Raw genomic sequence first — 14,464 nt, 5'->3', positions numbered from 1 at the left:
GCAAAATGAAACGCATCCTCATATTGCTTTTACTCGGCTCAGGCATTTTCAGTTCCTGCAATTTCCTGGAAACGAACCCGGAAGACTTTGTAACGCCGGAAAATTATTATAAAAACGAAGCCGACATGGAACGCGCGCTGGGCGGCGTATACAACCGGCTGATCGATCAATACGGCCGCATGTATTCGCGCGGGTTGTACAGTTTTCTCGTGATCAGCGACGAATTTTATTACAAAGGCATCAGCATCAACGACCTCCGTGTAATGGACTTCGACGCGGGGCACCTGGACATCAACAAACTCTGGGAAGTGATCTATTCCGGCATAGACAGGGCCAACCTGCTGCTGGAAAATATCAACACGCCGGATATGGACGACGACAGGAGAAACGAGATCCGCGGCGAAGCGCTTTTCCTCCGTGCGTATTATTATTTCCTGCTGACGGACAATTTCGGCGGCGTGCCGCTGAAGCTCGCTTCCACTAAATCGCCCACCGAGCCTTACCTGCCGCGCACTTCCGTAAAAGACATGTATGCGTTTATCGTAAAAGACATGCGGGAGGCCGAAACGCTGGTGAGCGACATCAGCGCCTACAATTACAACGAAAGGATCACCAAAACAGTGGTACAGGCCGTACTGGCGAGGGTTTTCCTGACCATGGCCGGCGAACCGCTGAAAGACGTGGCCCGTTACAACGATGCGCTGACCTACGCGGACAAAGTGATCGCCTCCGGCCGCCATTCCCTGAACCCGGATTACAAACAGATCTTCATCAATCATTCGCAGGACAAATACGACATACAGGAATGTTTATGGGAAGTGGGCATGTACGGCAACCAGCTCGGCAGCGTGATGCTGGCGGGGCGCGTGGGTCTTGAGAACGGCGTGGAATGCCCAGACGACGAGATCGGCTACAGCAACGGCCCGCTGAAACCCACCGGGCGCATCTTCAAACTGTACGGCGAGGGCGACCTCCGCCGCGATTGGGCGATAGCGCCTTACAAATACGTTGTGACCGCGGGCGTTACCTCGAAAAGTTTTTACACGCCCACGCAGATCTACGAACGCACGGTTGGCAAATGGCGCAGGGAATACGAACTGGCCACGCCGAAAAGCAGGGGTTACAGCTCCACCAACTTCCCGGTGATGCGTTATTCCGACGTGCTGCTGATGAAAGCGGAAGCGTCGAACGAAGTAAAAGGCGCGCCGGATGCCGATGCTTATGAAGCCATCAATATGGTGAGAAGGCGCGGGTACGGCAAACCGGTGAACGTTCCGGATGCGGACGCAGACGTGCCCGCAGGGCTCGACCAGGAAGCGTTCCGGCAAATGGTGCGGGACGAGCGCGGCAGGGAGCTGGCGTTTGAAGGCATGCGCAAACACGACCTGATCCGCTGGGGAATTTATATTTCCAATATGCAGTCGCTGGCCGTGGAAGCCGCCGCTGAAGCGCCTTCTGCATACAAATACTCCGCCAACGCCGCCAAAAACACGACGCCGAGGAACGTGCTTTTCCCGATCCCTTCCACGGAGCTGACCGTCAACCATCTTGTTACACAAAACCCGAACTGGTAATTATGCGAAAGATATTATACGCCATGGCCGTGGCCGTTTTGCTGCTGGCCTGCGCCAAAGAAAAAATCCCCGTGCAGGACTTCGGGGTGCAAACCGCTTCCCTTACCGTGAAAACCGGGGATTCCGTTCGTTTTACCTTCTCCGGCAATCCGGACAACCTCGTGTTTTATTCCGGCGAGCCAGGCCATAATTACGAATTCCGCAACCGCGCGTCGGCCCCCAACGATCTGCAGATCGATTTCAGAACGCTGGTGCAGTACGGCATGATCAGGGCGAATTTGCAGGTGCTCGTGTCTAACGACTTCAACGGCAAGGCAGACACCAATTCCGTTAAAGCCGCCACCTGGACGGACCTGACAGACCGCGCCACTTTCTCTACCGGCGGCGACCAGACGCCTTCCGGCGTATTGAGCCTGAAAGAATTTACACGCCCCGAAGCGGATTCCGCGCTCATTTACGTGGCCTTCCGCTACACCGATTACAAAAAACCGCAGGGCCAGAACCGTTGGGTGGTGCGCACTTTCGCGGCCAACAACGTGTCGGAAGACGGGGTGATTACGCCATTGGCGGTAATGTCCACCGCCGGCTGGATCAAAATCGATTTCCATAACCCGGCCTTCGTATGGAGCGTTACCAGCGCGCAGCTGCTGATGCCCGCCGCCGGCGCCACTGCAGACGATAACGAGGACTGGGTGATCTCCAAAGGTTTCAATCCCTGGTACATCCTGCGGGACAAAGGCGTGGTGCTGAAAAACATCAGCACGGAAATACGGGAATATTCCTACGTTTATACCAAACCGGGCACGTACAAGGTCGTATTCGAAGGATCGGCCGTGCGGTACAACGGCGAGCGCCGCACCACCCGCGAGATCAGTTTAACCGTTACACCATAAGAAAAGACATGAATACAGCGATAGACACCTCCGTTATAGTTATTTTCTCCGTTTTTATCATGCTGGTAGGGTTTTCCTTTTCCAGGACGGGCAGGAACCTCAAATCGTTCTTCGCCGCCGGGGAAGCCGTGCCGTGGTTCATCGGGGGGCTTTCGCTTTTTATGAGCTTTTTTTCCGCGGGCACTTTCGTGGCCTGGGGCTCCATCGCTTACAAATACGGATGGGTGGCCGTTACTATCCAGTGGACGATGTGCATCGGCGGGCTGGTAACAGGTTTGTACCTCGCGCCGAAATGGAAGGCCACCGGTAACCTCACCGCCGCGGAATTTATCCGCGAGCGGCTGGGCATCGGCGTGCAGCGCTCGTACATTTACATTTTCATGATCGTGTCCCTGCTCATCAAAGGCTCTGTGCTGTATTCAGTTGCGCGCCTGGTGAGCTCTTCGCTGGGTTTCCCATTGATGCCGAGCACCGTGGTGCTGGGGCTGTTCATGATCGCGTATACCGCCGTGGGCGGGCTGTGGGCGGTGATGGTGACGGACATCTTGCAGTTCGTGATACTCACGGCTGCCGTGCTGCTCATTATTCCGCTCGCGTTCGATGCGGCCGGCGGCGTAGACCGCTTCCTGCATTTTTCCCCCGAAGGTTTTTTCAGCGTGGTGAACGGGGAATATACCTGGGGTTTCATTTTCGCATTCGCGTTGTATCACATCTTTTACATCGGCGGCAACTGGACGTTCGTGCAGCGGTACACCAGTGTAGACACGCCGAAATCAGCTTCCAAAGTAGCTTTCCTCTTCGCCGGGTTGTACATTATCAGCCCGGTGCTGTGGATGCTGCCGCCCATGTTGTACAAGCTCATCAATCCTTCTTTAACGGGGCTGGACACGGAAAACGCCTACCTGATGGTATGCAGGCACGTATTGCCAGCGGGACTGATGGGGCTGATCCTCACCGGGATGTATTTTTCCACGTCCGCTTCGGCCAATACTGCGCTGAACGTGGTATCCGCCGTATTCACGAACGACATTTACAAAGGGCGCATCAACCCCGCGGCTTCCGATAAAAAACTGATGTACGTAGCCCGGCTTTCTTCCTGGCTTTTCGGCGTCGGCATGATCGGCATCGCTTTGATCGTGCCATATATCGGCGGCATCGTGGAATTTACGCTGAGCATCGGCGCCATCACCGGCGGGCCTTTGCTGGCGCCGCCCATCTGGGCGCTGTTCTCGAAACGGCTCAACGGGAAGGCGACCTTGTTCATCACCATCCTGAGCCTGGGCGCCAATCTCCTGTTCAAGATCATCCTTCCCTTCACCTCGGGCATCAGCCTGAGCAGGGCCGACGAAATGCTGGTAGGTGTGGGATTGCCTTTCCTGATGCTGCTGGCGTACGAGATCTATGCGCGCATGGCGGGTAAAACAAGTGAAGAATATGTGCAGCTTCAGCAATTAAAAGCGCAGCGGAAAATTTCCCTGCAAACGCCCGACCCTGAAGAAGCGGCCGCCATCCGGCAGCAGAACATCTTCGGGCTGAAAGTGATCGCGTTTTCACTGGCGTTTATCGCCGTGCTGCTGTACGTGCTTTGTTTCTTCGCGGAAGGCAGCGCCCCACTGGTGGCCGGCATCGCAACCATCGTGCTGCTGTTGGCGCTTATTCCGCTGAGCGCCGTTTTTAAGAATATACGCGAAGCGCAACCTGTAAAAAATTAAACAGATGATCCGTAAATACGTAACGATAATTTTATGCTGCCTGCCGGGCTTCTCCGCCATGGCGCAGCGGCCTGTAGCTTTGCAGAACGGTCATGTACGCCTGCAATGGGAACAAACGAAAGACGGTTATGCATTAAAAACGCTGGCGGTAAAAAAAGACGGCGCATGGAAAACGTTGCCGCGCCCCGGCGGGGAATACACCCTGCTGTACGCCGCCTCTGCGCCGGATAAAAAACCGCAGCCGGTGTACGACGGCAACGGGAAAGTGATCCATGATTTTCCTGAAGAGAAATACCGGTATATCCAGTCTGCCTGGAACCAGCTCACCCAAAGCGTACAGCTGAACACCGCCGGCGAAGCTTTTCATTTCCGGCCCTCCACCGCCGCCGCAGCCGGCGATTCGATCGTGTTCAAGGCGGGAAACGCTGTGGCGGAAATAACTTCCGTATGGCGCATCGATCCTGCTTTCCCGTCGGATGTACAGGTGAAAATGACATTGCGCGCAAAAACGGACGGTTATTTCTCCATGGCCTCTCCCACGCTGGTCAGCTTCCGTGAAAACGAACTGGAGTGGGCCGGCATTCCCGGTTATTACCAGGGCCGTTACCTCGAAAAAGATTTTATCAAAGCAGGCATGTACCTGCAGGGCATTCCCGCCATTCCGCTGGTGGTAAGGGAAAGAACCGCCACTACTTTATCCCCTTTCATCAGCAGCCGCAACCAGGTTACCATCGCCGTGATACCAGACCCCGGCACCGGGCGCGATCCCTGGGAGACGGACAAAAAAACGCATTCCACCTGGAAGCTCGGGCTTTCCCTGATGAACAGGAAAGCGGAGCTCTCTCCCACTATTTACCATCCCGTGCTGGGCGAAGACAAGTCACGAATGAAAAACGGCGAAACCGTGGAAATGGCCTTCCGGTATAGCGTGCAGCCTGCAGACTGGTACGCCGTTTACCAGCACGCGGCCAACGATATTTACCGTTTCCCGGATTTCCTGTCGCTGAAATCGACAAAACGCTCGCTCACCAACCGCATCCTGGACATGCACCGTTATGTAACCGGCGATTCCACCTCGATGTGGCGCACGGAAGACATGGAAGGCCTGGAAATAGGCGCCCAGGCTTATCTCGGCGGCGTATACCTCTCCGAAAAGGACGCAATGAAAAATTCCGATTACGGCGCGATGTGGATGCTCGCCAATATCATGAACGATAACGTATTGCGGAACACGCGGCTGCCTTACGCCCGCAACTTCAAACTGAAACAGCAGAATACCGCCCCCGGGTTTTTCAACGGTTCCGCCGCCGGGCAATATTATCTCTATAAAAGCAAACGGTTTACCGAAGAATGGGGCCCGTACGTGGAGCCCATTGGCCTTACCTACTACGTGCTGATGGATGCGGGAAATATCTTGCTTTTCCAGCCTGAAGACGCCGTAATGAAAAAAGAACTGGCCGCCGCGGCGGACCGGCTGCTGGCCTGGATGGGGAAAGACGGCCAATGGCAGGTGGCGTACGATCATCTTTCTACCAAACCGCTCTTTACCGAAGTGCAGGACTTCCGCCCGACGTTCTACGGCCTGGTGATCGCATACCGCATCCTCAAACAACAAAAATACCTGGACGCCGCTAAAAAAGGCGCGGACTGGTATATCAAAAACGCGGTGGAAGAAGCCCGTTTCCTGGGCGTTTGCGGCGATGCGCGTTTCGTGCCGGACTTTGCCACCGGTCAAAGCGCGCAGGCGTTGATGGACCTTTACGACATCACCGGCGATAAAAAATACAAAGACGCCGCCATCAAAACGGCGCGTTTTTACACCACTTCCGTATACACGCATCCCATTCCTTCCAATGCGGTTAAAACAGTGAATGGCGTGCAGCGCCAGGACTGGGAGATTTCGCAGGTGGGCCTTGGCTTCGAACATGGCGGCACCATCGGCAGCGCCAATCCTTCCGGCCCGATCCTGCTGGCCAGTCATGCCGGCATGTTCGTGAGAATGTTCGCGCTTACAAAAGATTCGCTTTTCCTCAATATGGCAAGGGCCGCCGCACTGGGCCGCGACGCGTTTGTAGACGCGCCCACCGGCGTAGCTTCCTACTATTGGACGAATATGAACAAAGGCGCGGGCCCCTACCCGCACCATGCCTGGTGGCAGATCGGCTGGATCACCGATTACCTGCTGGCGGAAGCGGAGCTTCGCTCCGGCGGGAACGTCAAATTCCCGAGAGGTTTCATCACACCGAAAGTGGGCCCGCATGAATCCTACGGCTTCGCGCCGGGCGTGGTGAACGGTACAAAAGCTTCGCTGCTGCTGCGCGAAGGGTTATTGCAATGCGACAATCCATATCTCGATTATTACTGCGCCGTCAGCCAGGAAGAAAATAAACTGTTCTTCATTTTGCTGAACAACGACGACGAGCCGATGCGCGCCACGCTGCGCACGGATTATTCCAAAGTGCCGGTAACGCCTGAGAAGGCTGGAAACAATATTCCCGTTGAGATTGCGCCGTACGGCATCAAGGTGATCACTGTAAAATTCCGTTGAGCGTTTTTATGAAAAAACAATTACTGGCCGGGTTATTTCTCACGGCAGGTTTTATGGCGAAGGCGCAACGCTCCTATTTCCTGGAGGCGGAAGATTTCAGCATACGGGGCGGTTGGATCGTTGAAAAACCGCCGGGGGGTGGCGTTTCAGGCAAACACATCCTGCGTGTGATCTCCGGCGGCGTAAAGGCGGCCGATGCGCTGACGGTGGTGCGGATACAACAGGCAGGCGAATATACAGTGTGGACGAAAACGGTGGACTTTCCAGGTAACCGGCCCGGTTCGCGGCTGTTCCAGGTGCTGGTGAACGATGTGCCGCTGGCGCAGGAATCCGGGAAACACGGTCACGCGGATTACCGTTGGGAAAAAGCGGGCGTTGCCCGGATGGACACCGGAGAAAACGTGATACAGCTGCGCGACAGCCGCGGCAATTATCCCCGTGTGGACGCATTGTTCCTCACCGCGGAAAATATTTCGCCGGACAAAGCCAATCTTCCAACCTTCAAGATCACGCCGGCGCCCGTTCATTTGCCTCCCGCTGCATTGCCCGGCAGCGGCGCAAAAAAGATCGGCGCCAATGCGGAAGTAGTGGCGGCTTTGGAAAATGAACACCTTAAACTCGAAATAATACGATCGGAAGGATTGTTTGCACGCACCGCCGTTAAACACGCGGGAAAATGGCAATACCTGGACGCTTCCGTGGAGGAGAACCGCATTTTGCTGCTGAGCGCAGACGACCCGCAGATCACTTTCGGCGGTTTTATTCCCGGCTGGAACGGCTCACGCGGTTTCAGCAGCTTCAGCTGCAAAGGGAAAACTTATAAAGTGATGCTCCCGGAAAATCTCGGCAATCCTTTCCTTTCCGGCGACGTTACCGCTTTTACGCCGGCGAACGTCGAAAAAACGACGACCGGTTTACGCATCACCTACCGTTCTTCCGACGGGCAAACCATCAACGGCACCTGGACCTTACGCCCGGCGCAGCGGCATTTGCAGCTGACGCTGGAGTATACCGCGCCGCGGAACGCTTATTACAGCCTGGCCGTTGGCGCGTTGCAGGGCATGGCGGAGAATGAGGTCTCCAACATCCAGCTTCCGCCGATGTTCCAATACCAGCGTCTCCCGCAACAGCCAGTGCTGCTTCCTTCGGCGCTTATGCCGCAGCCGGTTGCCATTATGGAACTGGAAAAGAAAGGGCTCACCGTGTTCATTAGCGGCGCTAAAGAAAGTTTTCCGCAGGCCTGGGGCACTTCGCATACCTCGCCGATGGGTTTCGGTATCAGGAATGAAAGGAATGAAATGCAGCCCGTTGCGTTTTCGCCGGTGCCGGGGCTGGACGATTCGAAACTGAAGTCCGGCCAGCGGATCAAACGCAGCTTTGCGCTCGGCGCGCTGCCTTCCGGGTGGAACGATGCGCTGGAATATATTTCAGACAGCATTTATACCGTGAAGGATTACCGCAGCCAGCAATTATCCCTCACCGAAACCGTTTTTAACATCATCAGTTTAATCAACAACGATACCGCGTCCGGATGGGCGCCGGAACTAAAAGGTTTTTACGATATCGAAGCCGATCCCAAAGCGGCGCCTACCGTCGTGCAGGCCGCGCCGCTGGCGGTTGTAGCGGCCGCGGTGCTTTCCCGCAACGAAGATTTCTATATCCGCAGGGCGCTTCCTTCCATTGAATACACCTTGTCGCGCAGCGGCTTCCGCTGGGCGCAGAAAGGAATGAGCAAAACGGCCGCGGCTTTCAGTCCGTACAATTCGCAATTCTCCACGACTTATTACGAAGGGCTGTACCGGCTGCTGGGGGAAACCAATCCCTGGCTGAAAAAGATCGCCCTGCCAAACGACCAGGTGCGCAAAACAGCGGGGTATTCCGTAGTAGTGCCGTCGTGGACGCAGGAACTGGCCGCGTATCGCCTCACCGGTCAAAAACGACGCCTCGATTCGGCGGTGGTGCAGGCCAAGGCCTTTGCCGGCAGCGAGATCTTCGGTCGCAAAACCACGCCGCTCGGCAAGGTGCCGTTTTATAACACTTCATTTTACGCCTATTGGTGGGACCTTAACGACCTTTACGACGCCACCGGCGATACTTCTTTCCTCAACGCCGCTTATGCCGCTGCCTTCCATACGCTGGCGGGCGTGAGAAGTTACCCTGCCGTTGCGGGTTCGCAACAAACCATTCATCCCGGGAATACTTATGAAGGCAATACGACCATGTGGTGGAAAGGCGGTGAGAAATACCGTCTCGGTTTCCCGCGCAAACCTGGAGACGCGCCGGAAAAGAAAGTGCCCGCCTGGCTTGTATCGCCCGTTGGGCTTGGGTTTGAACAGCCGGTTACTTTTTTCCCTACCGGTCGGGAAGTGCGGCACGTATTCATGAGCAGCTGGGCGCCGCACCTCTTACGGTTATACGGAAAAAGCGGCCGTAAGATATTTGAGACCTATGCAAGGAATGCGGTGATCGGAAGATTCACCAATTATCCCGGCTATTACGCTACCGGCTATACGGATATCACGATGCGGCCTGATTTTCCTTACAAAGGCCCGGATGTAAGCTCCATCTACTATCACCACATCCCGCCGCACCTGGCTTTCACTATGGATTTCCTGGTGACGGACATCATGCAGCGTTCGCGCGGAAATGTGCTTTTCCCTTATGTAAAACAGGACGGGTTTGTATGGTTCAACAGCAGGGTGTTCGGCGCGGGCGCGGGTAAAGTGTTCAGCGACGACGCCGTGAGCCTCTGGTTGAAAAAAGGGCTCGTACACATTGATAATCCACAGGTGAATTATCTCACCGGCATATCCGGCAACAACTTCTGGGTAATACTGGCCAGCGAAACAAAGGATGCGCTGAATTGCCGCGTGGAACTTGGGGAAGAAGCGCCGGTGAACGGCAATACTGCCAAACTGTATACCATGGATGCACAACCATCGCCGCTGGCGGTAAAAACGCGTGCGGTGAACGTACGGCTGGAAGGCAAAGGTTTTGCCGCGCTGTGTTTCCCGCTGGATAAAAAGCTGTCGGTGAAAAAAACCGCTGTTTTGAAAAACGGCATGCAGGTGGTGGATATGGGCCAGGGCATCGGCAGGTGTTATATTTTCCGCATCCGTTCGCCGTTCGGCTGGGATTCCGTATACGGTTACCTCGAATCGCTGGAAAGCGGCAATGTGACCGTTTCCGTGAACCACCGGGAAGAAACGATACCCGCATATCCGTTCGAATGGTCTTTCCACCCGCTGAAAACCGGCGAGGACGCGCAGCTGTACATAAAAGTAAAAACGAAGGACGGGCGTACCGTTGAAAAGACGATCGTGATGTAAAACCAGGACTGTTAAGTGGATGATTGTCGAATAAAATTCCGAAACAAATTATTGAACGCGGTTAAAGAAATGAAAACGATGCAACTGAAATGGATCATAAGCGGGATGTTGATGATGGCCCCCGGCCACGTTGCGGCGCAAAACGGGCGCGACCTGATCGCCGCGTCGCAGGCGGGCGCTTCTCCCCTGTTCTTTCAACCCGGCACGGACGTGCCTTTGGTGAGCACCGCCGGTTTTTCCGATAACAGGGAATGCATGCTCCGGAGCGGCCTGCCACGTTTCTTTCAAAAAGCGGCCGCAGGCAAACCGCTGATCGTAGGGTTCATCGGCGGCAGCATTACACAGGGAAACGCAGGCTACCGGCCGCAAACGGCGCGTTACCTGCAATCCATGTACCCCGCGGCGGACATGCGGATGCTGAACGCCGGCGTTTCCGGCACGGGCACGGAACTGGGCGCCTGCCGCATTGGCGAACAGCTGCTGCAGCATCACCCGGACCTGGTGTTCGTGGAATTTGCCGTGAACGGCGCTTACGCCAAAGGCATGGAAGGCATCGTGCGGCAGATCAGGCGGCAAAGCCCCGGCACCGACATCTGTTTTATTTATACCGTTACCGGCAATCAAACGCAGATCTACGCCAGCGGCAACATACCGGAGAACATCCAAAACCTGGAAAAGATCGCGGAACATTACGGCCTGCCATCCGTACACATGGCGCTGCAGGCTTCCCTGCTCGAGAAAGACGGCAAACTCTTATGGAAAGGAAAAACCGCGGACAATGGCGCAATACTTTTTTCCAACGACGGCATCCATCCCCTGCGGGCCGGCGGAAATCTTTACGCAGCCGCCATTGCAAGAAGTTTGGAAAAGATGAAAAAACTGAAGGCCGCCATTCCGTCTTCATTGCCCGCGCCCATTTACCCGGACAACTGGGAAAACGCCGCCATGTACGACCCGCGGCAGATCGCGCAATTCAGCAACGGGTGGCAATCCACTACCCTGCCGCAGTTCGCCTCCTGGTTCCCTTTGATACAACAGGCCGTTTCACCCGGCGCCTCCTTCACCTTCCGTTTTAAAGGCAGCGCTTTCGGCATCTTCGACGTGGGCGGCCCCGAAGCCGGGCAGATCACGATACAGGTGAACGGGAAAACCATGAAAACCGTTTCCCCCGCGGAGCCCGGAACGCAGATATACCGCATTGCCCCGGGAGACAGCTTGCCGGTGAACCGCTTCAACGTGTATTGCAACAACCGCTACCGCGGCCAGCACCAGTTGTTCAGTCTCGAACCGGGCGACTATACCGTTACCATCACGCTTTCTTCCCAAAAAGCCGACAAAGCCGCGATACTCGGCCCGGCGCAGGCGGAAGACATTGGCAAACACCCGGAAAAGTACGACAGGACTGTATTGTACCTGGGAAAAATATTGCTGAAAGGCAAACCTGTTTTAAACGGGAACCGCTGACAATCACTGGGAATGTTCCCGTGAAATGGGAACATTCCCACTTTAATTACCCGCAACAACACTAACAAGACGATATACGCGATAATAAATTTGCCTTCCGGCACTAAAGCACAGTTATGAAGAACATTTTTTTACGGATAACGGCGATATGCCTTCTGCTGGCGGCGCAGGGCCTCCGGGCGCAGGTGCGCGTGTTGTCCGGCAAAGAAGGGGTTACGCTCGAATCGCCTGGCGGCAGGTATGTATTTGCACCTGCCTTCACGATATTATACAATGCCGCCGATCCCGGCATGGCGCTGAAACCGGCAGGCATTAAAAAAGTAAGTTACAATGTGCTGAGCTGGAAAGTGAAAGACAGCGGCAAGGCAGACCTCGTTCAGCAACGGGTGAGCGCCGCCGTGGCCGGGGACGGGTTCGACGACAAGATCCTTCGCGGCAAAAAAGAGCAACGCACCGTAAGCATTCAGCATGCCGGCGAAAAAACTGAACTGCGCGCAAACGGCATGTGCAGGAAAGGCGATACCGCGTTCTTTTCTTTCCCACCTGCAAGCGGTTTTGTTCTTACCGCTTACGCAGTGACGAACACCCGGCCGTATCCCTTGCTGCGATTCAGTTTTACGCCAACGAAACCCGGCTATTACAGCATCGGTTATACCGGCGCGCCGTCCTTTTCCGTCGACAAAACGGCTGCTCTCTGGCAACCGATGATATGGCAGGAAAAACGCGTTCCCGATGCGTCTTACCTCACGCCCGCATTTATGGCGCCGCTGCCCACCACGATGGTGTACGACGGCCGCACGACCGTAGGCGTACTGGCCTCTCCGGAACATCTCCCCTTTCAGCCGCTGCCTACGCTGCCCAACAGCCAGTTCGGCATTGCGCTGCGCAACGCGCAGGGCCTTCTGCAACCGCAGCTGTACGCGCCCATCCCCGGCGGTTACGGCTCGCTGATGAAAAGCGGCGAGACCTTTTCTTTCGCCATGCAACTGGTAGCCGAGCCGCAGGATATTACCCACACCTATCAAACGATCGCGGAAAACATATTCGGCTTCCGCGATTACCGGCATAACGACATTGCATCGCTCAACACCGTGCTGGACAACATGACCGCCTACGCCATGACGCATTACGCCTGGTTTATCGACAGCCTGAAAGGTTTCGCGTATTCCACCGACGTGCCGGGCGCGGTAAAAAACGTGTCCAGCCTGAACCCGCTGGAACTGGCCCTGGTGCGCGACGATGCTCGGATATTCGAGCAGCGTGCTTACCCGTTGATGGAATATATGTTGTCCAGGGAAAAATTCCTTTTCAGTTTAGACAGCCTTCAGAAGATACAAAACCCTTCCCGCAGGCTGAAAGGCCCTGTGGCGCCGCTTTCCGAGCTGGGCGCGCTTTACAGCGTGTTCGGGAAAGAAAACGATTTTTACCTGCGGCTTATGCGGCAGGAATACGGTTCCAGCCGCATGCGTAACCTCGACGTGAAAGAGGACGGCGGCAGCTGGACAAACGCCATGCGCCTTTACAAAGCCACCGGCGAAAAACAATACCTCGACGCAGCTATTCATAAAGCGAACGAATACCTCGCCAAACGCGAACGCACGCCGCAGAGCGATTTCTCCGATCCCTCCTCCGGCGGCTTCTTTTTCTGGCCCGGCTACACCAATCGCTGGATCGGGCTTTCGGAGCTGTACGAACTGACCGGCGACACTACGTACCTGCGCGCCGCCGTGCAGGGCGCGAGAAACTATACCCTGTTCACCTGGATGAGCCCCGCTGTGCCGGACAGCCTGGTGACCGTGAACAAAGGCGGCAAAGCGCCGATGTACTGGTACCTCCGTTCCAAAGGTCATGCGCAAATGTATTACCCGGAAGAAAAAGCGCCGGCCTGGCGCCTTTCCGAAACCGGCCTTACTCCTGAATCATCCGGTACCGCCACCGGTCACCGCGCGATCTTTATGGCCAATTACGCGCCGTGGATGCTGCGCATCGGTTATTACGCAAAGGACACGTTCCTCATCAATGTAGCAAAAGCGGCGGTGATAGGCCGTTACAGGAGTTTCCCCGGTTACCACATCAATACGGAAAGAACGACCGCTTACGAAAAAGAAGACTTTCCCTTGCACGAACACAAGGCGCAGAGCGTAAATTCCTTTCACTACAATCACATCCTGCCGATGGCCAGCATGGTGATCGATTACCTTGTAACGGACGCGTTCGTGCGCAGCCAGGGCAAAATCGATTTTCCGGCGGAGTTCATCGAAGGGTATGCTTACCTGCAGAATAAAATGTATGGCAGTTCTGCCGGCAGATTTTACACCGAAAAGGACGCGCAGCTCTGGATGCCTTCCGGCCTGCTTCGTTGCGGGAATGTGGAATTGAATTATATCGCGGCGCGGAAAGGGAACAAATTATTGCTTGCCTTCACGAATCAGAGCGCGGCCGCGGTAACCGGCAGCGTCACGGTCAATCCCTCGCTGGTAAAGCTTTCCAGCAAAAGCAATATCCGTTCTTTTACCAGGAATGATGCGCCAAAACTGCGGGATAGTGTGTTCACCATCACCGTTCCCGCCAACGGCATCGCAGCGGTAGCGGTGGAAAATGCAACGCCGGATGTAAAGTTCCAGCAGATCTTATCTGTTACCGGCGACAAAGGAAAAGATTACGCGGAAATAAAAACAGGCAATGCCAAAGCCCTGCTGTTCAAGCTGGGAGCGTACGGCAGGAGATTATACGTTTACCTCGAAGACGACGACAACAAATGGCGCAGCGTGCGCCTGCATTATACCGATGCATCGGGCCAAACGAAGCAGGTGGAAGATGACAGTTATCCTTTCGAGCTGACCGTTCCGCTCGAAAAACCATACGCGGTGCAATGCTGGCTCACGCTCGAAAAAGCAGGCGGCGGCACCGTAAACAGTGAAAAAATAACCTTGGGCAATTAAAA

7 protein-coding genes are annotated in these 14,464 nt (G+C 55.4%); all 7 read left to right on the top strand.

Going from position 1 to position 14,464, the window contains the following annotated elements; all coding sequences use genetic code 11:
• The first annotated feature begins 5 nt into the window (after window positions 1–5).
• Entirely contained in the window at window positions 6–1,574 is a 1,569-nt protein-coding gene (locus tag J7I43_RS08035) for a RagB/SusD family nutrient uptake outer membrane protein (RefSeq protein WP_209145040.1), read from the top strand.
• Window positions 1,575–1,576: 2 nt separating this feature from the next.
• Window positions 1,577–2,467, top strand: a complete 891-nt coding sequence (locus J7I43_RS08030; protein WP_209145038.1) for a DUF5017 domain-containing protein — start codon at window positions 1,577–1,579, stop codon at window positions 2,465–2,467.
• A gap of 8 nt (window positions 2,468–2,475) precedes the next feature.
• Window positions 2,476–4,179: a sodium:solute symporter family protein gene (locus tag J7I43_RS08025; RefSeq protein ID WP_209145036.1), complete on the top strand. Its 1,704-nt coding sequence runs from the start codon at window positions 2,476–2,478 to the stop codon at window positions 4,177–4,179.
• Between the two features lie 4 nt (window positions 4,180–4,183).
• On the top strand, window positions 4,184–6,727 hold the full coding sequence (locus J7I43_RS08020; RefSeq protein ID WP_209145034.1) for a glycoside hydrolase family protein: 2,544 nt from the start codon (window positions 4,184–4,186) through the stop codon (window positions 6,725–6,727).
• Between the two features lie 8 nt (window positions 6,728–6,735).
• Window positions 6,736–10,056 (top strand): hypothetical protein, encoded by a 3,321-nt coding sequence (locus tag J7I43_RS08015; RefSeq protein ID WP_209145032.1) that lies wholly within the window; start codon window positions 6,736–6,738, stop codon window positions 10,054–10,056.
• Between the two features lie 69 nt (window positions 10,057–10,125).
• The gene (locus tag J7I43_RS08010; protein WP_209145030.1) at window positions 10,126–11,520 is read left to right on the top strand and encodes an SGNH/GDSL hydrolase family protein; all 1,395 of its coding nucleotides are present in this window, start codon (window positions 10,126–10,128) and stop codon (window positions 11,518–11,520) included.
• 116 nt (window positions 11,521–11,636) lie between these two features.
• The gene (locus J7I43_RS08005; protein ID WP_209145028.1) at window positions 11,637–14,462 is read left to right on the top strand and encodes a glycoside hydrolase family protein; all 2,826 of its coding nucleotides are present in this window, start codon (window positions 11,637–11,639) and stop codon (window positions 14,460–14,462) included.
• Window positions 14,463–14,464 lie beyond the last annotated feature (2 nt).

Source organism: Chitinophaga chungangae (assembly GCF_017742215.1).
Lineage (GTDB): Bacteria > Bacteroidota > Bacteroidia > Chitinophagales > Chitinophagaceae > Chitinophaga > Chitinophaga chungangae.
Note: the sequence above shows the minus strand (reverse complement) of the source record. Positions and strands in the feature narration are given on the sequence as shown.